General features: G+C 68.5%; 19 protein-coding genes and 1 tRNA gene. 5 read left to right on the forward strand and 15 right to left on the reverse strand.

All coding sequences use genetic code 11. The annotated features are described in order from the left end of the window. Nucleotides 1-11: 11 nt before the first annotated feature. From ACSSVZ_RS04725 to ACSSVZ_RS04755, 7 genes are all read right to left on the reverse strand, one after another. Nucleotides 12-1,043, reverse strand: coding sequence for a TRAP transporter substrate-binding protein (locus tag ACSSVZ_RS04725; RefSeq protein ID WP_453968595.1), 1,032 nt, complete (start codon nucleotides 1,041-1,043; stop codon nucleotides 12-14). A gap of 58 nt (nucleotides 1,044-1,101) precedes the next feature. Then, a complete protein-coding gene (locus tag ACSSVZ_RS04730) occupies nucleotides 1,102-2,049 on the reverse strand; it encodes a fumarylacetoacetate hydrolase family protein (protein ID WP_453968596.1) in 948 nt (315 codons plus the stop codon). Between the two features lie 122 nt (nucleotides 2,050-2,171). Then, a complete protein-coding gene (locus tag ACSSVZ_RS04735; protein ID WP_453968597.1) occupies nucleotides 2,172-2,990 on the reverse strand; it encodes an IclR family transcriptional regulator in 819 nt (272 codons plus the stop codon). A 39-nt stretch (nucleotides 2,991-3,029) separates the two neighbouring features. Next, complete coding sequence (locus ACSSVZ_RS04740) at nucleotides 3,030-4,721, reverse strand: hydantoinase B/oxoprolinase family protein (protein WP_453968598.1); 1,692 nt, start codon at nucleotides 4,719-4,721, stop codon at nucleotides 3,030-3,032. Continuing rightward, on the reverse strand, nucleotides 4,718-6,802 hold the full coding sequence (locus ACSSVZ_RS04745; RefSeq protein ID WP_453968599.1) for a hydantoinase/oxoprolinase family protein: 2,085 nt from the start codon (nucleotides 6,800-6,802) through the stop codon (nucleotides 4,718-4,720). Before ACSSVZ_RS04745 ends, ACSSVZ_RS04740 begins: the two co-directional genes overlap by 4 nt. Nucleotides 6,803-6,928: 126 nt before the next feature. Further along, a complete protein-coding gene (locus ACSSVZ_RS04750) occupies nucleotides 6,929-8,125 on the reverse strand; it encodes a sugar-transfer associated ATP-grasp domain-containing protein (protein WP_453968601.1) in 1,197 nt (398 codons plus the stop codon). A gap of 178 nt (nucleotides 8,126-8,303) precedes the next feature. Beyond that, nucleotides 8,304-8,477 (reverse strand): hypothetical protein, encoded by a 174-nt coding sequence (locus ACSSVZ_RS04755; RefSeq protein WP_453968603.1) that lies wholly within the window; start codon nucleotides 8,475-8,477, stop codon nucleotides 8,304-8,306. Nucleotides 8,478-8,581: 104 nt separating this feature from the next. Between ACSSVZ_RS04755 and ACSSVZ_RS04760 the strand changes: the two genes are divergently transcribed. The 4 genes from ACSSVZ_RS04760 (at nucleotide 8,582) to ACSSVZ_RS04775 (ending at nucleotide 12,649) form a co-directional block, all read left to right on the forward strand. After that, nucleotides 8,582-9,526 carry a hypothetical protein gene (locus ACSSVZ_RS04760; RefSeq protein ID WP_453968604.1) on the forward strand — a complete coding sequence of 315 codons (945 nt, stop codon included), beginning with the start codon at nucleotides 8,582-8,584 and terminating at the stop codon, nucleotides 9,524-9,526. 11 nt (nucleotides 9,527-9,537) lie between these two features. Next, complete coding sequence (locus ACSSVZ_RS04765; protein WP_453968605.1) at nucleotides 9,538-10,410, forward strand: sulfotransferase domain-containing protein; 873 nt, start codon at nucleotides 9,538-9,540, stop codon at nucleotides 10,408-10,410. 84 nt (nucleotides 10,411-10,494) lie between these two features. Continuing rightward, nucleotides 10,495-10,761, forward strand: a complete 267-nt coding sequence (locus tag ACSSVZ_RS04770; RefSeq protein WP_453968606.1) for an HPr-rel-A system PqqD family peptide chaperone — start codon at nucleotides 10,495-10,497, stop codon at nucleotides 10,759-10,761. A gap of 4 nt (nucleotides 10,762-10,765) precedes the next feature. Beyond that, entirely contained in the window at nucleotides 10,766-12,649 is a 1,884-nt protein-coding gene (locus ACSSVZ_RS04775; RefSeq protein ID WP_453968607.1) for an asparagine synthase-related protein, read from the forward strand. 191 nt (nucleotides 12,650-12,840) lie between these two features. Here ACSSVZ_RS04775 and ACSSVZ_RS04780 read toward each other — a convergent pair. Both ACSSVZ_RS04780 and katG read right to left on the reverse strand, forming a co-directional pair. Then, a tRNA-Arg gene (locus ACSSVZ_RS04780) sits at nucleotides 12,841-12,917 on the reverse strand. Nucleotides 12,918-13,247: 330 nt separating this feature from the next. Then, on the reverse strand, nucleotides 13,248-15,467 hold the full coding sequence (katG, locus tag ACSSVZ_RS04785; RefSeq protein ID WP_453968609.1) for a catalase/peroxidase HPI: 2,220 nt from the start codon (nucleotides 15,465-15,467) through the stop codon (nucleotides 13,248-13,250). 273 nt (nucleotides 15,468-15,740) lie between these two features. On the opposite strand from katG, the gene ACSSVZ_RS04790 reads away from it, so the two are divergent. Then, on the forward strand, nucleotides 15,741-16,670 hold the full coding sequence (locus ACSSVZ_RS04790) for a LysR substrate-binding domain-containing protein (protein WP_453968611.1): 930 nt from the start codon (nucleotides 15,741-15,743) through the stop codon (nucleotides 16,668-16,670). Between the two features lie 82 nt (nucleotides 16,671-16,752). On the opposite strand, the gene pnp is transcribed toward ACSSVZ_RS04790, so the two are convergent. The 6 genes from pnp to infB all read right to left on the reverse strand — a co-directional run bounded on the left by pnp (nucleotide 16,753) and on the right by infB (nucleotide 24,812). Further along, nucleotides 16,753-18,876 carry a polyribonucleotide nucleotidyltransferase gene (pnp, locus tag ACSSVZ_RS04795; protein WP_453968612.1) on the reverse strand — a complete coding sequence of 708 codons (2,124 nt, stop codon included), beginning with the start codon at nucleotides 18,874-18,876 and terminating at the stop codon, nucleotides 16,753-16,755. Nucleotides 18,877-19,090: 214 nt separating this feature from the next. Then, nucleotides 19,091-19,360, reverse strand: coding sequence for a 30S ribosomal protein S15 (gene rpsO, locus ACSSVZ_RS04800; RefSeq protein WP_453958774.1), 270 nt, complete (start codon nucleotides 19,358-19,360; stop codon nucleotides 19,091-19,093). Nucleotides 19,361-19,591: 231 nt separating this feature from the next. Next, entirely contained in the window at nucleotides 19,592-20,593 is a 1,002-nt protein-coding gene (truB, locus tag ACSSVZ_RS04805) for a tRNA pseudouridine(55) synthase TruB (protein ID WP_453968614.1), read from the reverse strand. Further along, entirely contained in the window at nucleotides 20,590-20,994 is a 405-nt protein-coding gene (rbfA, locus tag ACSSVZ_RS04810; RefSeq protein WP_453968616.1) for a 30S ribosome-binding factor RbfA, read from the reverse strand. The genes truB and rbfA overlap by 4 nt, the downstream gene beginning before the upstream one ends. Nucleotides 20,995-21,030: 36 nt before the next feature. Then, nucleotides 21,031-21,693, reverse strand: a complete 663-nt coding sequence (locus ACSSVZ_RS04815) for a class I SAM-dependent methyltransferase (RefSeq protein ID WP_453968618.1) — start codon at nucleotides 21,691-21,693, stop codon at nucleotides 21,031-21,033. A gap of 125 nt (nucleotides 21,694-21,818) precedes the next feature. Then, on the reverse strand, nucleotides 21,819-24,812 hold the full coding sequence (infB, locus tag ACSSVZ_RS04820; RefSeq protein ID WP_453968619.1) for a translation initiation factor IF-2: 2,994 nt from the start codon (nucleotides 24,810-24,812) through the stop codon (nucleotides 21,819-21,821). Between the last annotated feature and the right edge of the window lie 32 nt (nucleotides 24,813-24,844).

Raw genomic sequence — 24,844 nt, forward strand, 5'->3', positions numbered from 1 at the left:
AGAAGCTCACGTCACTTGGCGCCGGAAGCCCGCTGGAAGTCGGCAAGCACCTCGGCACCGTTCGGCGTCCGCTCGACCCACAGGTCGATGACCGGCCGGAGCTTCTCCTCCCACATGCGCCGCTGTTCGTCGCTGAGCTCCACGACGTGCTGGTCGCTCTTCGACTGCAGGCCCTGTTCGATCCTCCCGGCAAGCGCGGCCTGGCCTTCGCCGGCGTACTTGGACAGGTAGGCGCCGATGTGCTTGTCGAAGATCTCCTTGCCCTTCGGGGACAGCTTTGCGTAGGAGGCCTCGTTCATGACGAAGAACGACGGCACCGCGCCGAGCGGCACGCCGCGCTGGTGATACTCCGCCACCTCGCCGACGTTGAAGGCCCCGACCATCAGCCAGTTCACCACGGCACCATCGACGACGCCGCGGTCGAGCGCCTGGTACACCTCGTTGGTCGGCAGCGCGATCGGAGACGCGCCCAGCGCCGAGACGGCGTCGGCGGCAACCTTGTCCACCGCCCGGATCTTCATTCCGGAAATGTCGTCGAGGCTTTCGATGGGCTTGCTGGAGCTGATGCCCTGGATCGGGAGGGCGACGAGCCCGATGACCTTCACGCCGGGGTATTCGTCGGCGATGGTCCCGTCCTCGTAGATCTTCCACAGCGCATCCGATGCCTGCACCGGATCCGTGACGATCAGCGGCAGGCTGACCACCATGGTCTTGTCGAAGGGCAGCCCGCTCGCCCCGTGCAGGGCGAAGCCGATGTCGACGACACCCGCTTTGACGCGGTCGATCATGTTGGTGTTGTTGGCCAGCGTGAAGCCGTTGACGACCTCGATCTCGTACTCGCCTTCGCTCGCCGCATTGGCCTCGGCCGCCCACGGCTCCATCACGTCCTTGACGATCGGGCTCTGCGGCGGGATGCCGGTCGCAAAGACGAGCTTCACCGGCTCGGCCCGGGCGGCCGCGCCGAGGCTCGCCAGTCCGAGCGCCGCGACGGCGGCGACGAGACAACTACGCAGCGGCGCGCGCATCTTCGAATGGTCACTCATGGTTGGCATTCCTCCCTTTTTTGGTTGTTCGTAGCGGCTGCCGCGGGGATCGCCCGGATCAGGCAACCGTGTTGGCGATCTTCCCGATCCGTTCGATTTCGACCTCGACGACCTCGCCCGGCTGAAGAAACCGCTTCGGATTGCGCCCGACGCCGACCCCCGCCGGGGTCCCCGTGAGGATGACGTCGCCGGGCCGCAGGACGAGCCAGTAGGCGAGATGCGCAATCAGACGCGCCACCGGGAAGACCATGTTGCCGGTGTGGCTGGACTGCACGGTCTCACCGTCAATGCGCGTCACCAGCTTCAGGTTCTGCGGATCGGGGATCTCGTCGGCCGTCACCAGCGCCGGGCCAAGCGGACAGAAGGTCGGGAACCCCTTCCCCAGCACATTCCGGTCCCAGTTCATGATCGGCTCGAACACGCCGGGCGTCGCCTGGATCGCCGCGACCCAGTCGCGCGCCGAGACATCGTTGGACGCCATGTAGCCGGCGACGCAATCGAGCGCCTCGGCCTCGCTCACCTTGTGACATTCCTTGCCGATCACCACGGCAAGCTCGCCCTCCCAGTCGACCATGGCGTCGTGCCCCTCGGGGCGCACGATGTCGTCGGCGGGACCGGCGACCGAGGCGACGCCCTTGAGGAAGACGAAGGGCTCCTTCGGAACCGGCGTCTTCATCTCCTCAAGGTGATCGCGATAGTTCATGCCGGCGGCGTAGAGCGTTCCGGGGACCGGAATCGGCGCGTCAAGTGTGACCGTGTCCAGCGCCACGAGCGCTCCGGACTGCCGAAGCTGGTCCGTGAGCGGCTCGTCGCGCTCGAGCCGCGATGCCAGCTCGCGCAGCCGCGCAACCGCCGGCTGGCCCGCCTGGAGGATCCCGATCACCGTCGGCGGCAGCCCGGCAACGCCTTCACCGGCCGCCGATGCCTTGCTCAGCGCGAGAACTTCATTCTCCAGGAGGAGGCCTGCTACCGTGAGATTGCCTTGCCTAATCGAGACCAGTTTCATCGAGACGCCCTCGCCGAAGGTTGCACGTGCATTTTCGTGAAATATTTCACGTGTTATATTTAGTCAACAGGATCCCCGCCCGCGATGCCATGCGGGCCAATCGATGATCGTTCGGCCGGCAGCTAGCCTGGCGGCCCCTTCAAGGGCAGGCGCTCGCGCGCCGACAGGAAGGCTTTGGTCACCGCATTCTCCACGTCCGGCCTGCGCATCCCGCGCGGGATGACCGACGTCACGCAGCACGCCAGCTCGCCGCTTTCGTCGAACAGCGGCATGATCGCCACGGTTCCGGACACGATCGCCTGCATGCTCCAGTGGATGTCGGTGGCGCGAATGGCGGAGAGCTCCGCTTCGATCCTGTCCATGTCGATGGGGGTGCCCTCGACCACGTTGACCCGCAGCTCTTCGGTCAGCATGTGCTCGCACTTCTCGCGCGGCATCCAGGCGAGAAACACCCGGCCGGTTGCCGAGGCGATCAGCGGAAGCGCCGACCCGAGCTTCACGGTGAAGGGGAAATAGTGCGTCCCCTGCTCCGAGGCGACGAGGGTCGGGCCGACGGCGGTCCAGACGTAGAGGTGGGTCTGGTTGCCGGTGGCGTTGCGGATGTTCAGCAGCGCATCGCGCACGCCGTCGATCGGATCGTAGCGCCGCAGCGCGGCCATGCCGAGCCGGCGCGCCTCCGGACCGAGGTCGTAGTGTCCGGTCTCTTCCGACTGCACGAGATAGCCGCGCTGGCGCAGGCTCACCAGGTAGCGGTGCAGCTTGTTCGGCTTCTCTCCGGAAATCCGGGAGAGATCCGACAGGCTGACCGCACCGCCGCCTTCGTAGACGAGCCGCAGGATGTCCAGCCCGACCTCGAGCGCGACGATGCCTTCCGGCTCGCTTCGAGTGGCCCGCGGCCGGCCGCGCACCGGCGCCAGGGAAGAGTGGGTGGTCTCGCTCATGCGACGAAGACTATCCGGACCGCCATCAATGCCAAAGCGCTAACCCGGGTAGCCATATGCCGCGCGGGCATGGTCCAGGCTGATGTAGCCGTTTCGCAGATCGCGCTCGACGGCTTCGGCATCGCGCCCCTGCGGCGGCCCGTAGCCGCCGCCGCCGCCGGTCTCCACCTTGATCTTGTCGCCGGCCTCCAGCCGGACGTTGGCGACCTTGCCGCTCTCCAGCTTCTCCCAGGCGCCGTTGCGATAGAGCGCGACGTTGTTGGCCATCCCGTCCGCACCGCCCTCGATGCCCCATGGCTGGCACCGTGTCCGCTCCACCGGCGTGCTGACCTCCACAGGCGCGAGCGCCTCGACCACGATCTCGGCCCCGAGCCCGCCGCGGAAGGTGCCCGCACCGCCGCTGTCCTGGCGCAGCCGGTAGTGCTCCACCAGCAGCGGGTACTTCGCCTCGATCCGTTCCGAGGGGCTGTTGTGGGTGTCGCCGTCGTTGCTGCAGACGGTGACCGGATGACCGTCCTCGGTGGCCTTCGCACCCCAGCCGCCGCCGGTCGGACCAATGGCCGCGACGAAGAACTCGCCGGTTGCCGGATTGATCCCGCGGACCTCGATCACCGCCAGGTCCGCATGGTGCCCGCCGGCCGCCTGCAGAGGCAGGGCGGGCGCCAGCGCCTTGATGATCGTGTCGACGACGGTCATCGGGATCGCCATCCACCAGCGCATGGCGGCGGGCCGCTTCGCGCTCACCACCGTGCCTTCCGGGCAGATGACCTCGAGGCTGCGGAACGCGCCGTCGTTGACGGGATAGACGTCGGGCGTGGTGAGGCACTTGTAGGCGACCTGGGCGCAGGCGATGCCGGTTCCCCCGGCGGAATTGTAGTAGCCCTGCACCTGCGGGCTGACGCCGGACAGGTCGACGGTCACCTTGCCGGCCTTGACGGTGACCTTCACCTTGATCGGGATCGGCTTGCCCTTGGAGAGGCCGTCGTCGTCCATGAAGCTTTCGGCCTCGTAGACGCCGTCCGGGATCAGCGCGGCCCGCGCGCGGGCCGTCTGGTCGCTGTGCTCCATGATCGCATCGATGGCGGCGAGCACCTCGGCTTCCCCGTAGCGCGCGATCATCTCGTTCATGCGCTTCTCGCCGGTCTCGACGGCCGACAGGCCGGCGCGCAGATCGCCAATCGACAGATCCGGCATGCGCACGTTCATGCGCAGGAAATCCACCAGCAGCTGGTTCACCTCGCCACCCGAGATGTACTTGGTGATCGGGACCTGGATGCCCTCGGAGAAGATGTCGCTGGTGATGTCGCCCTTGGTGCCGCCGATGTCGATCCAGTGCGCCATGCAGCAGGTGAAGGCGACGATGCGTCCGTCGCTGTACACCGGCTTGGTCAGGGTGATGTGGTTGAGATGGCTGCCGGTGATGTAGGCGTCGTTGGTCACCAGCACGTCGCCCGGAAGGATGTTGTCCAGGCCGAAGTGGGCGATCTTGGCCTTCACCGTTTCCGACATGCCGCGCACGAAACTGGGCAGCCCCAGCCCGATCGAGATGGTCTCGCCGGTCACCGAATAGAGGCCGACGGTGAAGTCGAGGGCCTCGTAGATGATCATGTTGTAGGCGGTCCGCATCAGATTGATCTTCATCTCTTCCGTCAGAGAGAGGATGCCGTTGCGGACGATCTCGACGAGGACGGGATCGATATCGGCGCCCGTCGGCCGGGACTGCATGTTCATCGGGTTGCTCCCACTTCGATGTCGAGATTGCCGTAGCCGTCGACCCGCAGCCGGTCGGCCGGCCAGATGACGGTCGTCGACGCGTGCTCTTCGACCAGCGCGGGGCCCGTCGCCTCGAAGCCGGGGCGCAGCGCCTCCCGCTTGTAGACGGCCGTGTCGATGAACCCGGCCGTTCCGAAGTGGACCTGCTTCGTGCGATCGGGCGCCGGCGTTCCCCGATCGATCGGATCGTGCCACTGCATTTCCGGCTCCAGCATCTTGCCGTGGGCGGTCACCCGGATCGACACGAGTTCGGCCTTCTCGCGCGGCGCGCTGGTGCCGTAGCGCTGCAGGTGCTCTTCGTCGAACGCCGACTTGACGGTTTCCAGGTCGAACCCCTGGCCGCCGGCGTCGGACATCGGCAGGTCCACGGTGACCGCGTGCTCCTGGCCGCGGTAGCGCATGTCGGCCGACCGCTTGAGGGTGATGTCGACGGCGCCGCTGCCGGCCTTCTCGATCGCCTCGCGGCCCTGCGCCTCGAGGTCGTGAAACCGGTCCGTCAGGGTCGCCATCGTCTCCGCCGTCAGCGGCATGAACACCGAGCGTACGAAGTCGTAGCGCAGGTCGCCGAAGAGCATGCCGTACGCGGAGAAATGACCGGGCGAATAGGGGATGATGACGCGCCGCGTTCCCAGCTCGCGGGCGACGGCCGAGGCGTGAAGCGGTCCGGCACCCCCGTAGACGAGCATGGCGAAGTCGCCGGCGTCGAGCCCGCGTTCGGTGGTGACGCCCTTGACCGCGTAGGACATCGACGTCGCCGCGATCTGCAGGATGCCTTCCGCGGCCTCCTCGACACCGATGCCGAGCGGCTCGGCGATGCGGCGGCGGATCGCCTCGACGGCGGCGTCGGGATCGAGCCGCATCTCGCCGCCGAGGAAGTGATCGGCATCGAGCCGGCCGAGAACGAGGTTGGCGTCGGTGACCGTCGGCTCCTCGCCGCCGCGCCCATAGCACGCCGGGCCCGGCATCGAGCCGGCGCTGCGCGGTCCGACGCGCAGGGCATTCATGGTTTCCAGCCGGGCGATCGACCCGCCGCCGGTGCCCACCTCGAAGATGTCGATGGTCGGCAGCTGGATCGGCAGGTCGCTTCCGTAGGCGCCGATCCTGGCCGAACTGGTCGTCAGCGGCTCGCCGTTGCGGATGAGGCCGGCCTTGGCGGTGGTCCCACCCATGTCGAAGGCGATGGCGTTGTCGAGCTTCAGATGCCGCGCGACGGCCTTCACGCCGATGACGCCGGAGGCCGGGCCCGATTCCAGCATGTTGAGGCAGCGCTTGCGGGCATCGGCGATGGGAAACAGGCCGCCCGTCGACTGAACGGCGAAGAACTTGCCGGCAAACCCGCTCTCCGACAGGTGATCCTCCAGCTGGCCGAGATAGCCCTCCACCTTCGGGCCGACATAGGCGTTGGCGACCACGGTCGAGGCCCGTTCGAACTCCCGATACTCCTGGCTGAGTTCGGTCGACACCGAGACGAAGGCGTCCGGCATCGTCTCGCGGACGATCTCGGCGACCCGCCGCTCGTGGGCGTCGTTGGCGTAGGAGTGCAGCAGGATGATCGCGACCGCTTCGATGCCCTCCGCCTTGAGGCGCTCCGCCAGCGCGCGGACCTGTGCCTCGTCGAGCGGCCGGCGCTCGGTGCCGTCGGACAGCAGCCGCTCGGAGATCTCGTGCCGGTCGACGCGGTCGACGAGCGGCTGGTGCTTCTTGAAGTAGAGATTGTAGGCGTCCGGGCGGTTGATGCGGCCGATTTCGTAGATGTCCCGGAAGCCTTCGGTGATCAGCAGCGCCGTCTTTGCGCCGGTGCGTTCCAGGAGCGCGTTGATGACGATCGTCGAGCCATGCAGAAACAGCGTCCCGTCGGCCGGATCGATGCCGGCTTCGGCGATCGTCGAGGCAATGCCCTGGACCAGGTCCCCGTAGGTCGACAGCGACTTCCCGAAATACAGGGCTTTCCCCACCTCGTCGAAGGCAGCCAGATCGGTGAAGGTGCCACCGATGTCGACGGCGATGCGAAGGCGCCGGGCGGGGTCGAGATCCGTCATTCACGTGCTCCAAAATTGCCTCTCGTGAAATATTTCACGGATCTTGGCGTGTCAACAGCGGCCTGCCCCGGCGCGGGGGCCCGCTCCGGCTTCCTGATCCAGCATCCGGATTTTCCGTCGCCGGCTCTAGCCTCCGATGCGCTGGCGTGCGGGCGCGGACATCCATTGCGCCAGCGTCGGCGTCAACGGGCCGGCATCCAGGCCATAGACGCCGGGAAGGCTGGCCAGGATCCAGTTGCCGGCGCTGTTGCCTTCCAGCATGACGGGACCGGCCGGGGTGAGGATGACGTCCCAGTGGACCAGGGGCAGCGGCGGCACATCCGCCATGGCGCGCAAGGCGGCCGCCACCGCGTCGGAGAAGCCCGTAACGGGCCGTCCGGCCAGCCACGGCCCCTCCGGCCCGAGCCGATCGAGGGTTCGGCGGGGCTCGCCGAGCGCAAGCCCGCCAGCCAGCCGCGCCGCGGCGGGGTCGACCGGCGCATGGATCATCCCCTCCAGAAAATGGTGCGGGCTGTGGCCCGGACGGGCAATCATCAGCAAGGCGGAATGGAGGAAAGGCGCCTCCCCCGGGGCGCAGGCCGTCACCAGCCGCAGGACCGGCGCGCGCCCGTCGCTGGCGAGGTCGGCGAGGTCGCCAGCCGCCATCACCCGCTCCTGCACCAGCAGGTCGTCCGCTTCGATCAGCCGGTCGATCCGCGCCAGCACCGATGGCAGCGGGGCGGCCTTGCCGTCCATGCGCCAGTCGCCGTCGATCCGCGTCAGCGCGAATGCGCCCCGCCCGCCGGAGCCATGCCGGGGCTTCAGAAACAGCCCGGCACCCGCTTCGGCCCCGGTCAGAAGCTCGGGATCGGCGACGCCTCCCCGACGAAACACCGCGCGCAAGGCCGGCGAGGCCAGCCCAAGGTGCGAAAGCCGTTCGGCCAGCGCCAGCTTGTCCGCCAGCAAGGCATGGCCTGCCGGATCGCCGAGCCTGGAAAACACCAGGGCGACAGCGCGCGCCGGCAGAGGGTGGAGGGTGCCGTGCAATTCCCGCCAGACATGAACGTCGAGCGGGTCACCTCCGCTCGTCAGGCAGTCGCGGTAGAGACGCGCCGTGGCGGGCAAGCGCAGGCGGCGCGCGCGGGCGAAACGCCAGGTGCGGCCGAACGCGGCCAGGGCCCAGCCTGCCCTGTCGGCGCCGCGGAGAAGCGGGCGAAGCGGTGCGGGGTACCGCCGGCGCCATGCGCGCGCGGCCCACAGACGCATGTCAAGAAGATCGGAATCGGAGGTGCCGTGCCAGCCAAGCCCGTCCCACGGGAGGGCGCGCCAGAACCGTTCAAGCATCCGGCGTCATCCCGGCGCCTCACTCCGGAGCGGTGTCAGGCCGAGGCGCAGCTCTGCATGGGACAACGACACCGAACCGGATCGATCGTTCCGCGGACCGACCAACCCCCGACCGGCCGCGGTCTCCGTGCAACGCCCCCAGAGTGACTGGCAACCGTGGAATCCGACGAAGAACCCGTCAGGAGCCCGTCTTGAGGAAGGACGTACCTTCTATGCCGGACGTCCCGCCTCCGCTGGTCAGGGCGCTCACATCGGCATCCTCGACCGTTGGCGTCTGCCACGGCTTGCGCGATGCGAAGGTCGTTGCCTGCTCAGGCATGGAGGACGAAGGCGTGTCGCTGTCTCTACTCATCGAAGCACTCCGGCGCTGACTCATGCGAAACTTCGTTTATCAATAGGTGCTTCACGCTCACCTGCCAACTGCCGGCGATAATTCCGCCCGGCGAAAAGACGGTCATGACCGAACACCCCTGCCCCCTGCCCTATCGCTACCGGATGTCCGGACTGAACGTCGCGTCCGAGATCGCGCTGCCGCAGCGGACGGCGGTCGGATCGAACGCGGCCTTCGACGCCGATGTCACGATGCATGTGGGCGACGTGCCTGCGTCCCTCGAGCAGGCCGCGCACGAAGGGCCGAACTGGTCGGTCGACGCGCGCAGCTTCCTGCTCGACCTGCCCGGCATCGGCCGCTTCATGGCGTCGGAGGGATCCCGGCTGACCGTCTGTCCCGCACCCGGCGTACCCGTCGACGACATTCTGGTGTTCGCCACCGGGACCGCGCTGTCGGCGATCCTCTACCAGCGCGGCGCCATGCTTCTGCACGGCTCGGCGGTCGTTCACGACGGTCGTGCCTTCGTGTTCTGCGGCCCGAGCGGCGCGGGCAAATCCACCTTGTCGGGCGCCTTGTGGCGAGCCGGCTGCAGCTTCCTGTCCGACGACCTCTGCTCGGTGACCCAGGCGGCCGACGGCACGCCGCTGATCGAGCCGGACGGGCGGACACTGCGTCTCTATCGGGACAGCATCGACCGGCTGAAGCTGGCGGACGCCGTCGGGCCTCCGGTGCGTCAGCGGGTCGACAAATTTCATGTGGCCCCACGATCGGAGGCGACGGAGCGCGCGGCCGGCGTGCCGCTCGGCGCGATCTACATGCTGGCGGATACCAACCCGGCCCAGCCCGCCGGGATCGTCGAGTTCCCGCCCCTGGTGGCCGCGCAGGCTCTGCTCCGTCAGGCCTATCGGCGGCGGCTCGCCCTGGCCTATTCCGCCAAGGGACAGCTTGCGGCGCGCACCGCGGCCCTGCTGTCCCACGCCCGCGTCTATCATCTGCGCCGGCCGCGCGACCTCGCCCGGCTCGACGAGATGGTCGACGACCTGACCGCCCATTGGGCTCGGCTGTCCTGAGGACGGGGACCTTGGCTTCGATCCCCCCGGGACTTGTCTGGCTCGCTTCCTACCCGAAGTCCGGCAACACGTGGATGCGGGTGCTGCTGGCGAACTTGCTGGCGGGCGCCGATACGCCGAGGAACATCAACGACCTGTCCGACGACGAATCGCTGGTCGGCCGCTGGCGGTTCAGCGACGATACGCTGGTCGATCCGGACCTCCTGGATCCGTGCGAACTGAAGCCGATGCGGCGTGCGCAATGCGATTTCGTGGCCGGCCACCTGGCATCGCCCTTCGTCTGCAAGACGCATGACCGGTTCGATGCGATGGTGCTCGGCCACCGCGCACGCCGGGCGCTCTATCTGGTCCGCGACCCGCGTGACGTCGCGATTTCGCTGGCCCATCATGCCAGCATGCCGCTGGACCGGGCGATCGGCCAGATGATGGACGCGACCTCCCGGTCTTCGGGCCCGTTGCAGCTTCGCTATCCGGTCGGCGATTGGGGGGGCCATGTTTCGGGATGGGCCACCCAGGATCTCGTGCCGACCACGGTCGTGCGGTACGAGGACCTGCACGCCGACGCGGCCTCCAGCCTCACGCGCATCGTCGCCTTCCTCGGCGGGCAGGCGGGCGCCGCGGAGATCGGGCGGGCGGTTGCGCATTCGAGCCTGGCGGAGCTGCAACGCCAGGAGGCCTCCAGCGGGTTTCAGGAAAGCCTGCCCGGCCAGCGGCGCTTCTTCCGAAGCGGGCGTATCGGCGAGTGGCGGGAGGTGATGACCGCGGCCCAGGTCGAGGCGATCGAGAGCCGCTTTGCGCCGGTCATGGAACGCTGGGGCTACGACGTGTCCGGCCAGAGCCACCGCTCGAGCCGGATCGAACCACCTGATACGAACGTGCTTTGAACCACCGACCGGGAGCCTTCCCGAGGCGCGCCAGCCGATCTAGAGAGCGGAACATGCGGCGCGATCGTCGCGCGGGAGAGAAAGATGGGTCAGTCGTTTCAACGTGTGGACGATATCTATGCCGCCTCGCTGGAGGACAGCGTGCTGCTGCTCAACGCCGAGACGGGGCGCTATCACGGCCTGAACCCGGTGGCGTCGCGGATCTGGGACATGCTGGCCGAACCGGTGGACGAGGAGCAGCTGGTCGCCGGGCTCACGGCGGAGTTCGAGGTCAGCCCGGAGCAATGCCGGCGCGAGGTCGCCGACTTCCTGGGGCAGCTGCGCGCGCGCGGCCTGCTCATCGACGCGTGACCGGATGCGCCTGATCTGCGGCCTCCTGCAGCTCGACGGAAGCCCGGCGCCCGAGGCCGCACTGAACGCCATGGCAGCGGCGATGACCGCCCCCGGGCTCACCCCCGCCGTGACCCGGCGGCGGGAGGGGGCGCTGGGACTGGCCGTCGTCGATTTCACCGGACGCGGGGAAGGGCTGGTCGAGCACGACGGATGGATCGTCGCGGCCGATATGCGCCTCGACCGCCCTGCCGGCCAGGGAGAGGCGGTGTTCGCCGACGCCGCACGGCGCCACGGGCCCGACTTCCCGGACCGCGTCGATGGCGATTTCGCCGTGGCGCTGTGGCGCCGCGACGCGGCGGAGCTCTGGCTGGGGCGCGACTTCATCGGGGTCCGGCCGCTGGCGTGGACCCTGCGCCCGGGAAAATGGTTTGCCTTCGCCAGCCTGCCGAAGGGCCTGCACGGCGCCGGCCTCGCATCGCCGGCCATCGATCCCGGCGCGCTGGGGGTGGCGCTGCGCCAGTCCTTCTTCCGCGGCAGCGACAGCGGCTTCGCCGAGATCGCCTATCTGCCCGCCGGACACAGCCTGCGCATCCGCGCCGATGCCCGCGCGCGGCCGCAACCGCACCGCGCTTTTCGTCCCGATCCGGCGCGCGTCGGCAGCTGGCGGGGCACGGCCGACGAAGCGGCCGGAACGCTGCGCCGCCTGCTCGAGGAGGCGGTCGTCCGGCGGCTTCCCGCGGATGGCCCGGTCGCGTGCCATCTGAGCGGGGGACTGGACAGCTCGGCCGTCACCGTGCTCGCCGCCCGCAAGGCGCGGCCGCAGGGCGGCCGGGTGCTGGCGCTCAGCATGACCACGGAGCAGGCGATCGGGCCGGCGGAGTTCGATGAGCGGCCGTTGATCGCCGCGGTGCTGGCCCAGGAACCCGACATCGACCACGTCGTCGTGCACGACGGCATGAGGATGCCCGGTCAGCCGGAGGATCCCGACTGGCCCGGAAGCCGGATCGGCGGCTACGACGACCGCATGCTGGCCGAGGCGGCGGCCTATGGCGCCGGATATCTGCTCAGCGGCGTCGGTGGCGACGAAGGCGCCAGCTACAACGGCGCCAATCTCTACGCCGGGCTGCTTCGGCAGGGGCGCCTGACGACCCTGGCACGGGAACTTCCCGCCCGCGCGCGACGCGACGGGATCCCGCTGGCCAGAGCCATGCGCGACAGGCTGCTGCTTCCGCTGCTTCCCGAACCGATCCACCGCCTTTTCGGACGCCGCGGCGCCGCCGTCTACGGCAAGCTCGGCATTCTGGGATTCCTCAGCCCGGCCCTGCGGGACGAGGTGCAAGAGCGCAGCATGCCGCCGGTGCTGCAGACGAACACCGCCGGCGAGCGCGTCACGGCTTTCGCCGATCACCATATCCCGTCGCGCTGCACCTATTACGCGATCCTGGCGGCCCGTCACGGGCTGGCCGTGAGCTTTCCGCTGCTCGACCGCCGCGTGGTGGAATTTGTGCTGTCGCTGCCGGCACACCTGTTTCTCGCCGACGGATTCAGCCGGCAGCCGTTCCGCCGCGCCATGCGCGGCGTGCTTCCGGACCGGGTGCGGCTGGCCCAGAGCAAGGTCGGCCTCTATGACCAGCGCTTTCTGGACTATGCGCCGCGCAGGGACGCGCTGCTGGCGCTGGTCGAGACGCTCCGGGCCACCTCTCCCGCCGCCGCCGCGATGTTCGATCTGGACGCCATCGCCGCCGGGATCGAGCAGCTGCCCGGCCCCGACGCATGCGCGACGCACGCGACCGCCGGGCGCGCCATGCTGGCGCGCGGCGTTCCGGTGTGGCTACCGCTGATGGCGGTGCAGTGCCTGATCGCCGCCCACAGGCTGTCGATCCGGGCGAAGGACGGCGTCCCTTGAGCACGGCACGCCGCCCGCGACCTGACGGGGTCTTCGGCGCCGGCGGTGGCCAGCCCGCGGTCCGTCGAGCGGCGCCGCCGGCCACGAGCGGCACAGCGGCATCCGGAAGGGCCGAGGTCGCCGGCCCGCCGCATCGATCTGCGGAAGCCGGGCCCGAGCCCGAACACAAGCCTGGAATCAAGTGATGTGAGTGGCGCGCCGGGGAGGATTCGAACCCCCGACCCCCAGATTCGTAGTCTGGTGCTCTATCCAGCTGAGCTACCGGCGCCCGTGCGATCCATTCGAGTGTCGACCAGAACGGGTCAGATCCGTCTCGAAGACCGCGCCGACAGGGTGGGACCCCGTCGGAGCGACATGCCTATTCCGTGGAGCGTTCGATTGCAAGCGCTTCGCACCGGTTTTTGACACTCATCCAAGCCTTGCCCACCGCCGCCCCATCGCAGCCGGCCGGATGCGCCGGCGCAGCCCCGCCGTCGGGCCGCGGTTCGGCCCGCTCCGCAGGCCGTCCACAAAAAAGGCCGGCGCCTCGATGTCTCGAGGCGCCGGCCGGTGTCGGTGGTCGTCGGGCGCCCGCCGAAGGCGGGGCCGCCCTGCCGGATCAGATGTAGGCCGGCAGCAGGTCGAAGCGGTCGGCGTTCATGACCTTCACCCAGGCCTTCACGAAGTCCTTGACGAACTTGTGCTGGTTGTCGCGCTGGCCGTAGACCTCGGCCAGCGCCCGCAGCTGGGAGTTGGAGCCGAACACCAGATCGACGCGGGTCGCGGTCCACTTGCGCTCGCCGGTCTTGCGATCGTGGCCCTCGAACTCGTCCTCGTCGTCGTCCACCGGGGTCCACTTGATCCCCATGTCGAGCAGGTTCACGAAGAAGTCGTTGGTGAGCACGCCCGGACGGTGGGTGAAGATGCCGTGCTGCGAATCGCCGTGGTTGGCACCGAGCGCCCGCATGCCGCCGACGAGGACGGTCATCTCCGGGGCGGTCAGCCGCAGGAGCTGGGCCTTGTCGAGCATCAGCTCCTCGCCGTGCACGGCGAACTTGCCCTTCTGGAAGTTGCGGAACGCATCGGCGACCGGCTCCAGAACGGCGTAGGCCTCGACGTCCGTCTGCTCCTGGCTGGCGTCCATGCGGCCCGGCGAGAACGGAACCTCGACCGGATGGCCGGCGTCGATGGCCGCCTTCTCCAGCGCGGCGGAGCCGCCGAGCACGATCAGGTCGGCAAGCGAGATCTTCTTGTTGCCGTCCTGCGCCGCGTTGAACTCCCGCTGGATGCCTTCCAGCACGCCGAGCACCCTGGCGATCAGCGCCGGCTCGTTGGCCTCCCAGTTCTTCGCCGGTTCCAGGCGGATGCGCCCGCCGTTGGCGCCGCCGCGCTTGTCGGAGCCGCGGAAGCTCGCCGCCGCGCCCCAGGCCGTCTTGACCAGCTCGGTCACGCTGAGGCCGGAGCCGATGATCTTCGCCTTCAGCTCCTTGATGTCCACGTCATCGACGAGGATGTGGTCGCAGTCCGGGATCGGATCCTGCCAGAGCAGATCCTCGGAGGGCACTTCCGGGCCGAGATAGAGCGTCTTCGGACCCATGTCGCGGTGCGTCAGCTTGAACCAGGCGCGGGCGAAGGCGTCGGCGAACTGGTCCGGGTTCTCGAAGAAGCGGCGCGAGATCTTCTCGTATTCCGGATCGAAGCGGAGCGAGAGATCGGTGGTCAGCATCGTCGGCTTGCGGAACCTGCCAGGCGTGTGCGCGAAGGGGATCATCTCCGGCGCATCCTTGGCCACCCACTGGTGGGCGCCGCCGGGGCTCTTCTCCAGCTCCCACTCGAACCCGAAGAGGTTCTCGAAGAAGTTGTTGCTCCACTGGGTCGGCGTCTTCGTCCAGGTGACCTCGAGGCCCGAGGAGATGGTGTCGTCACCGAGGCCCGTGCCGTGGCTGCTTTGCCAGCCGAGGCCCTGGGAGGCGAGGACGCCACCCTCCGGATCGACGCCGACCGCGATCGGGTCGCCGGCGCCATGGGTCTTGCCGAAGGAGTGGCCGCCGGCGATCAGCGCCACCGTCTCCTCGTCGTTCATGGCCATCCGGCCGAACGTGTCGCGGATGTCCTTGGCCGCGGCAACCGGGTCGGGGTTTCCGTCGGGGCCTTCCGGGTTGACGTAGATGAGGCCCATCTGCACGGCCGCGAGCGGGTTCTCCAGCTCGCGTTCGCCGGAATAGCGGCTCTTCTCGCCGCCGCTGAGCTCCAGCCAGGCATCCTCGGCGCCCCAGTAGACGTCCTCCTCCGGCTCCCAGACGTCGGCGCGGCCGCCGGCGAAGCCGAACGTCTTGAAGCCCATCGATTCCAGCGCGACGTTGCCGGCGAGGATCATCAGGTCGGCCCAGGAGATCTTGTTGCCGTACTTCTGCTTGACCGGCCACAGGAGCCGGCGGGCCTTGTCGAGGTTGACGTTGTCCGGCCAGGAGTTGAGCGGCGCGAAGCGCTGCTGCCCGCGCCCGCCGCCGCCGCGGCCGTCGCCCTGCCGGTAGGTGCCGGCGGAATGCCAGGCCATGCGGATCATGAACGGCCCGTAGTGCCCGAAGTCGGCCGGCCACCACTCCTGGCTGTCCGTCATCAGGTTCTTGACGTCCTGCTTGAGGGCCCAGTAGTCGAGCGTCTTGAACGCCACCGCATAGTTGAAGTCCGTCTCCATCGGATCGGAGAGGGACGAGAACTGATGGAGCACCTTGAGGTTCAGCTGGTTCGGCCACCAGTCGCGGTTGGAGCGCATGCTCGTGTTGGTCACTCCGTGAATGACCGGGCATTTGCCCGAATTGTCGACTTTCGCGTCCATGTTTCTCTCCGATGCCTATTCTGAAAAGTTTGCCCAGCCGCTGATCGCGACGATGGCCACCCGCCCGTCGGGGACCCCTCTGAGGTCGGTCGGGGGTTGGCTCTCAGCGCGTGTCCGCGCCGGCTGCCGACCGGGTGGTGGTGTCGTCGATCATGGCGTGCCCCTCGTTGCGGCCCCGGCGTGTCCGGTTCCGCGCGGGCGCATACTGCCCCAAAGCTTTTATAAGTTCTAATTCGTTTGAATACGGACAGCGATTAGATTATCTAATCGATCATGGTCACGATGAAGCAGCTTCGTTATCTCGACGCCCTCGCCCGCCATCGGCATTTCGGCCGGGCCGCCGACGAATGCGCGGTCACGCAACCCGCCTTGTCCCAGCAGATCCGGCTCCTGGAGGCGCAGCTGAGGCTGCAGCTGGTGGAACGGCTGCCCCGGGAGATCCGCCTCACCGCGGACGGCGCCGAGGTGGCGCGCCGCGCCGCGCGGATCCTGACGGAGGCGCGCGACCTCGTCGACCACGCCCATCACCGCGCCGAGGTGCTGACCGGATCGCTCCGGCTCGGGGTGATTCCCTCCATTGCGCCGTACATGCTGCCGGAGGCCCTGCCGCGGCTGCAGCAGGACTTTCCCGGCCTGGAACTGTCGATCCGGGAATCCCTCACGGCGACGCTCCTCGACGAGCTGCTGGCCGGTGCCCTCGACGTGGTCCTGGTGGCCCTTCCGGTTGCCCCTCATGGGCGCGAGATCGAGGCCGTCACGCTGTTCGAGGATCCGTTCGTGCTGGCGGTGAAGGCCGGGGCATTCGACGGTCCCGCGGCGCGCGCGGAGGAGATCATCGCCAAGGCCCCTCTCCTGCTGCTGGAGGAAGGCCACTGCCTGCGCGACCAGGCGCTCGCCTACTGCCAGGCCGTCCGCTCGGACCTGCACTCGCGCTTCGGGGCCTCCAGCCTGACGACGATCCTGCAGATGGTGGCGAACGGGTTCGGCGTGACGCTGCTGCCGGAAATGAGCATGTCGGCCGAGGTGCTCGACCCCCGCATCACGCTGCTGCGCTTTTCCGATCCGGCGCCGAAGCGCGATGTCGGCCTGGTCTGGCGCCAGTCGTCGCCGCGCAAGGCCGATTTCCAGGCCCTCGGCCGCGTCCTGAGCGGCTGCGCCGCAGCCGCCGGCTGCGACCGGCCCGCGGCCGCTTTCGCGACCTGACGATCGGGTCGCCTCGTCCCAAACGAAAACGGCGCCCCCCGGAGGGAGGCGCCGCATCGATGTCCGTCGAAGGTCGGAGCGGTCAGGCCGCTTCGCCGTCGATTTCCTTGCCGGTCGCCTGGTCGACGATCTTCATCGACAGGCGCACCTTGCCGCGCTCGTCGAAGCCGAGCAGCTTGACCCAGACCTTGTCGCCTTCCTTGACGACGTCGGTCACCTTCTCCGGCCGACCGTTGGTCAGCTGGGAGATGTGCACCAGGCCGTCGCGCGAACCGAAGAAGTTCACGAACGCGCCGAAGTCGACGGTCTTCACGACCGTGCCCTCGTAGACCTGACCAACCTCGGGCTCGGCGGCGATGCCCTTGATCCAGTTCAGCGCGGCGGTGATCGCCTTGCCGTCGGAAGAGGCCACCTTGACCGTTCCGTCGTCGGAGATGTCGATCTTGGCGCCGGTCTTCTCGACGATCTCGCGGATCACCTTACCGCCGGTGCCGATCACTTCCCGGATCTTGTCGACCGGGATGCTGATCACCTCGATGCGCGGGGCGTACTCGCCGAGGTCGGTACGGGCCTCGGTGAGCGCCTTCGACATCTCGCCGAGAATGTGGGCGCGGCCGGCCTTCGCCTGCGCGAGCGCCACCTTCATGATCTCTTCGGTAATGCCGTCGATCTTGATGTCCATCTGAAGCGAGGTCACGCCCGCCTCGGTGCCGGCCACCTTGAAGTCCATGTCGCCGAGATGGTCCTCGTCGCCGAGGATGTCGGAGAGCACCGCGAAGCGGTCGCCTTCCTTGATCAGGCCCATGGCGATGCCGGCCACCGGACGCTTCAGCGGAACACCGGCGTCCATGAGGGCGAGCGAGGTGCCGCAGACCGTCGCCATCGACGACGACCCGTTGGACTCGGTGACTTCCGAGACGACGCGGAGCGTGTACGGGAACTCGTGGTGCAGCGGCAGCACCGGACGCAGGGCGCGCCAGGCGAGCTTGCCGTGACCGATCTCGCGGCGGCCGGGCGAGCCCATGCGGCCGGTCTCGCCGACCGAGAACGGCGGGAAGTTGTAGTGGAGCATGAAGGTGGACTTGTAGGTCCCCTCGAGCGCATCCACGAACTGCTCGTCGTCGCCGGTGCCCAGCGTGGTGACGACCATCGCCTGGGTCTCGCCGCGGGTGAACAGGGCCGAACCGTGGGTGCGCGGCAGGATGCCGACTTCCGACTCGATCTGGCGGACGGTCTCGAGATCACGGCCGTCGATGCGGATCTTGTCGTCGAGGATGCGGCCGCGGACGATCGACGCCTCGAGCGACTTGAAGAGGCTGTTCACCACTTCCTTGGCGACCACCTCGCCGTTGCCGTTGTCGACGCAGAGCGCGGAGACGACCTTCTCCTTGACGGCGGAGATGGCGTCACGGCGCTCGAACTTCACCGGGATCTGGTAGGCGGCGCGCAGGTCGGCCTCGGCGAGGTCCTTCACCTTGGCGAGAACGGCGGAGTGATCCGGCACGTTGTGCTCGCGCGGCTCCTTGGCGCCCTTTTCAGCCAGGCGGATGATCGCCTCGATGACCGGCTGGAAGCCGCGATGGCCGAACATGACGGCGTTGAGCATCTCCTCTTCGGACAGCTCCTTCGCCTCGGACTCGACCATCAGCACGGCATCGTGGGTGCCGGCGACGATGAGGTCGAGCTTGGAGTCGGCGACCCGGTCGACTTCCGGGTTGAGCACGAACTCGCCGTCGATCAGGCCGACGCGGGCGCCGCCGATCGGGCCCATGAACGGCACGCCGGACAGCGTCAGGGCGGCGGAGGCGGCCACCATGGCGACGATGTCGGGGGCGTTCTCCAGGTCATGCGACAGCACGGTGATGATCACCTGGGTGTCGTTCTTGTAGCCATCGGCGAACAGCGGACGGATCGGACGGTCGATGAGGCGCGAGGTCAGCACCTCGTGCTCGCTCGGACGGCCTTCGCGCTTGAAGAAGCCGCCCGGGATGCGGCCGGCGGCGAACGCCTTTTCCTGGTAGTTGACGGTCAGCGGGAAGAAGTCGAAGCCCGGCTTCGGCTCCTTCTGGGAAACGACCGTGGCAAGCACGGTGGTCTCGCCGTAGGTGGCGAGCACGGCGCCATCGGCCTGGCGGGCGATGCGGCCGGTCTCGAGCGTGAGCGGACGTCCGCCCCAGTCGATGGTCTCTTTGTGAATCTCGAACATGGTTATCCTTTCGTCATGCGGGAACGGCACGACGGACCATGGGCAAGACGGCAAGACACAGGAGCGGCTCCAGTCGCTTCGCGCGGAATTGCTTTAGCGATGACCCTGCCCCTTTGCCGTGCGATCCTGCCCCATGGCTCGGCGTAGCTCCGTTTTCGGTGTGTGGCATGGGGGGACGGCGGCCGCCCCCCATGGCCGGAGGCAAACGCGCTTGTTAGCGGCGGATGCCGAGACGCTTGATCACGTCCTGGTAGCGGCTCTCTTCGATGTTGCGAAGATAGTCCAGGAGGTGACGGCGCTGGCTGACCAGCATCAGAAGACCGCGGCGGGAATGGTTGTCCTTGGCGTGGGTCTTGAAATGCGCGGTGAGGTTGACGATCCGTTCGGTCAGGATCGCGATCTGGACCTCGGCCGAGCCGGTGTCCGTCTCGGACTTGCCGAATTCCTTGATGAGTTCAAGCTTGCGTTCAGTCGTGATCGACATCGTGGTCCTTTCTTGGCGCCCGACCGCGTGGCGGCCAGGCTGTCTTGTGGGAAATGACTGCGATGGAGGCACATTCGCCCGTCCATCGGGGGGCGGCCGAAGCCGGGATGTCGTCCAGCATGGTCGCCCAATACATGTGGGCCGGGAAACAGCGCTCCCCGGCTCACGGCGGCACTCATACGCAATTCCGTCACGCGAGGCCAGACAATTCCGCAGAAGCGGCCGGCCGCCTCAGCGCCGCGGCTCCGTATGGCGGAACACGCGGCGCGGATTGAACATGCCGCTCTCGACGGCGCCGAGGGCGACGAGCTTGCCCGCCGCCACCGCATAGGCTTCGCCCTCGAACAGTGGCGCATCGCGCCCCTTGAGGATGACGGCCTGGCCGCGGCGCAGCCGCCCGGCGTCTCCGCCGTCCACCGTCACCGACGGCAGCGCGTAGAACGCCGTCTCGACAGACCGCAGGTGGGTGTCCAGCGCCGCCTCGCCATTCTCCGCTTCCGCCATCTCGCGGAGGGCATCGAGGGTGATCATGTCGTGCTCGCCGAACGGGCCGACCGAGAGCCGGCGCAGGTTCGAGACGTGGCCGCGCGATCCGAGATCGCGGCCCATGTCGCGCGCCAGCGCCCGGACGTAGGTGCCCTTCCCGCACTCCGCCTCGAACACCGCCTCGTCGTCGCCGAGGATGTCCACCAGCCGGAGGGCGTAGACGCTGATGGTGCGCGCCGACAGCTCCACCACTTCGCCGTCGCGCGCCAGATCGTAGGCGCGCTCGCCGGCCACCTTGATCGCCGAATAGCGCGGCGGGACCTGCTGGATCTCGCCGACGAACCGGTGGAGGATCGCCTCGATCTGGGCCCTGGACGGGCGCAGGTCGGACGACGCCACGATCGCCCCCTCGGCGTCGTCGGTCTCCGTCTCCTGACCCCAGCGCACCACGAACCGGTAGACCTTGCGGCCGTCGACCACGTAGGGAACCGTCTTGGTCGCCTCGCCGAAGGCAATCGGCAGAAGACCCGACGCCAGCGGATCGAGCGTCCCGGCATGTCCGGCCTTCTCGGGCTTGAAGAGACGCTTGACCGCGCCGAGGGCCTCCGTCGAGGTCAGCCCGATCGGCTTGTCCAGCACCAGCCAGCCGTTGACGTCGCGCTTGCGGCGCGGCGGCTTGCCCCCCTTCTTGCGCGGCTTTGCGGACGGCTGGGGCTCCGGCTGCAGCTCAGGTGTCAGAGCGTTCATTTGTCCGCGTCTCCGCCCTCGGCCTCGTCGCCCTCCTCCAGGTCCTTGCGGACCTCGGGGGCATTCAGGAGCTCGGTGATCACGTCGTCGTCGTCGAAGCGCGTGTCGATGATGAAGCGGACATCCGGCACAAACTTGAGCTCGACGCGCTTGGCGAGGAGGGCGCGGATCTGCTTGCGGGCATCCGCCAGCGCCCTGATCGTGCGGTCGCGGTCGATGGTGTCGCCGAGCGGCATCACCAGCACGGTGGCGATCTTCAGGTCGGGGCTCATCCGCACCTCGGGGACGGTCACCATCTGGCTCGGCACGCCGAGCCCGTGGATATCACCCCGGATCAGGATGTCGGAAATGGCGTGGCGGACGAGTTCTCCGACACGCAGTTGGCGTTGGGACAGGGACATCGGAACGACTTGCGAGTTGAATGTGGAAGGGCTGCCTCATGGGCGGCGGATGGCGATCAGCGACTTGATCAGGCCAAATGCCCGCTCGGCGCGAATGTCGGCGTCGGGAAACAGGGCCCGCATCTGCGAGCGGTCGAGAAGGTTCGCGTCCTGGATCATGTCCATCGCGTGGGAAACGTCGGTCGCCTTGGCGTAGAAGCCGTTGCGGCGGGTCATGAACAGCCGGTAGCGCAACGGCTCCGGAAGAAACTGCACGAAGGGCGTGCGCGCATGCGGCTCGATCGGGAACCAGAAATACGGCGTCTGGACGAAGTAGGCGCGGGCCAGCCGCCGCACCTCGCCGGCCATCGCCTTCATGTCCCGCCACCGGCCGACGTGCTCGATCACCGAGTTGGAATGGACGATGTGGAAACTCCCATCCGCGAACTCCGGCATCGAGCGGGCATCCCCCACCACCGACCGGACCGGCGACCCCTGGGTGTCCTGCGCGGTCAGGTTGGTGAGCGTGACGGAGAGGCGCTCCCACGGCAGGTCGGCGCCGAACGCGTCCCAGTAGCCGGCCGTTCCGCCGATATCGAGGACGCGGCAGGTTTCCCCGGCCGGCAGGCCGGCAAGGACCTCGTCCAGCAGCGCGCGGAAAAGCGCGAACCGCCGGGCCCGGAACCTGTTACCCGCCGAATGCGGAGCGATATCCAGCATCGAGTCTCTCCGCCCGCCGCGGCCAGGCAACCCGCCCGCGGCAGCTTCGGCAACAAGGTCGGCGCCACCGCGCGATCTGGAGCCACTTCTTATCGATCAGCTGAGTCCACCTGATCGGAAATGCTCTAGAGCGACCGCGCGATCTCCTCGACCCGGTAACACTCGATGATGTCGCCGACGCGCATGTCCTCGTACTTCTCGAAGGCCATGCCGCACTCCTGGCCGCCCTGCACTTCCTTCACTTCGTCCTTGAAGCGCTTCAGCGTCGAGAGCTTGCCTTCGTGAATCACCACGTTGTCGCGGATCAGGCGAACGTAGGCACCGCGCTCCACCATCCCCTCGGTGACGCGGCAACCGGCGACCTTGCCGACCTTGGTGATGTTGAACACCTCCAGGATCTCGGCATTGCCGAGGAACGTCTCGCGGCGCTCCGGCGACAGCATGCCGGACATCGCTGCCTTCACGTCGTCGATCAGGTTGTAGATGATGTTGTAGTAGCGCACCTCGATGCCGGCACGATCCGCGGCGTCGCGTGCCTGCCGGTTGGCACGCACGTTGAAGCCGATGATCGCCGCACCCGACGCTTCGGCGAGCGTCACGTCGGATTCGGTGATGGCACCCACGCCGGAATGCAGCACGCGGGCGATCACCTCGTCGGTGTTGAGCTTCTCCAGCGCACCGATGATCGCCTCGACCGAGCCCTGCACGTCGCCCTTGATGAGCAGCGGGAACTCGGAGCGGCCGGCCGACGTCTTCAGGTCGCTCATCATCTGCTCGAGCGAGCCACGGGCGACCGGCTTCGCCGACGCCTTCTCACGCCGCAGACGCTGGCGATACTCGGCGATCTCGCGGCCACGCGCCTCGCTCTCGACCACTGCGAAGCGGTCGCCGGCGTGCGGGGTCGACTGCAGGCCGAGCACCTCGACGGGCATCGACGGACCGGCCGACGTGACCTGTTCGCCGCGATCGTTGACCAGGGCGCGGACACGCCCCCACTCGGTGCCGGCAATCAGGATGTCGCCCACCTTGATGGTGCCGCGATGCACCAGGACGGTGGCGACCGGACCACGACCGCGGTCGAGCTTCGCTTCGATGACGATGCCTTCCGCCGCGCGGTCGGGGTTCGCCTTCAGCTCGAGCACTTCGGTCTGCAGCAGGATCGCTTCCAGCAGCTTGTCGAGATTGGTCTGCTTGAGCGCGGAGACCTCGACCTCCAGGGTGTCGCCACCCATCGATTCCACGACGATCTCGTGCTGCAGCAGCTCGGTGCGCACCCGGTTCGGATCCGCGCCCGGCTTGTCGATCTTGTTGATCGCAACGATCAGCGGCACGCTGGCGGCGCGGGCGTGATGGATCGCCTCGATCGTCTGCGGCATGACGCCGTCGTCGGCCGCCACCACGAGGATGACGATATCGGTCGCCGTGGCGCCGCGGGCGCGCATGGCGGTGAACGCCGCGTGGCCGGGCGTGTCGAGGAAGGTGATCTTCTGACCATCCTGCTCGACCTGGTAGGCGCCGATGTGCTGGGTGATGCCACCCGCTTCGCCGGACACGACGTTCGCCTTGCGGATCGCGTCGAGCAGCGACGTCTTGCCGTGGTCGACGTGGCCCATGATGGTCACGACCGGCGGACGCGTGATCAGCACGCCATCGTCGTCCGGCTGGTCGAAGATGCCCTCTTCGACGTCGGATTCCGACACGCGCTTGACCGTGTGGCCCATTTCCTCGGCGATCATTTCCGCCAGGTCGGCGTCGATCACGTCGGTGATCTTGTGGAGCTCGCCCTGCTTCATCAGCAGCTTGATCACGTCCACGCCCCGCTCGGCCATGCGGCTGGCGAGTTCCTGGATGGTGATCGTCTCCGGCAGGACGACCTCGCGGATGATCTTCTCGCGCGGTCCGGTCTGGGCGGCGCGCTTTTCCTTCTCCCGGCGCCGGCGCATGGCCGCGAGGCTGCGGCCGCGCTCGTTCTCGTCCTCGAGAGCGGTCGTGATCGTCAGCTTGGTGCGGCGACGCTCGTCGGTCTTGGGCGTCGGCTTGGCCGGCACGGCAACGCCACCGCGGCCGCGCTTCGCCTTTGCCTTCTCGGCCTCCTCGTCATCGAGTTCGGCCTGGGTCTTGCGACGGGCGGGCGATCCCTCGGCGTCCTTCGCCTTGGGCGCGGTGCGGCGATCGGTGCGGCCTTCGCCGTCGGGCGCCGGCATCGCGGCTTCCGCATCGGCCGGTGAGGGCGTGCCTTCACGCTGCACGCGCAGCGCCTCGATCGCCTCGGCCTTGCGGCGGGCCTCGTCGGCGACGCGCTTGGCCTCGGCTTCCTCGGCCTGCTCGCGCCGGATCCGGTCGAGCTCTTCGCGTTCCTTGCGGGCCTCTTCCTCGGCCCGGCGGCGGTCGTCCACCTCGTTGACGCGGGCGGACGCCAGCGCCGCGGCGCGGGCCTTGGCTTCCTGCTCGGTCAGGGTGCGATGAATCTGCTGTCCGCCACGACCCGGGCCGCGGGAATTCCCATCCCGGCGGGCATCGTCGCGGCCGCGCGGACGCTGCTGCTCCGGCCGGCCCGGACGGGCCTGCGGGGGGGCGGAAGGCGTGGACGGCGTGCGTGCCACCGGGGCCGGGGCGGCCGGAGCAGGCTTCGCCACCGGAGCGGCCTCGGCCTTCGGGGCGGCCGGCTCCGCGGGGGCAGCCGGCGCCTTGGCCTCGACCGGGGCCGGGGTCTCTTCCACGTCGGGAGCGGCCGTCGGCTCGGCGGCGGGCGCTTCGACGGCCGGCGACGTCGGCTCGGCCTCGTCAGCGCGCTTCGCCGTCACCGCGGCCTTCTCGGCGGCGGCCTTGTCGAGTTCAGCGGCGGCGGCAGCTGCCTTCGCGATCTTCGCGGCAGCGGCTTCCTGCGCGGCGGCAGCCTCCTGAGCGGCCGCCTCCTGGGCAGCAGCTTCCTGGGCCTTGGCTTCCGGCGAACCCGGAACCACGACCCGCCGCTTCTTCTTCTCAACCACGACCGCCTTCGACCGCCCATGGCTGAAGCTCTGGCGCACGGTCCCCTGCTCCACTCCGCGGCGGAGGGAGAGAGTGTTCTTGCGCTCAACGCTCAGGGTCTTGTCGCCGGTGTTATTCGTGTCGCTCATACTTGCCTTCGATCCTACGGTCGGGCCAAGCG

It is taken from the genome of Amorphus sp. MBR-141 (assembly GCF_053628695.1).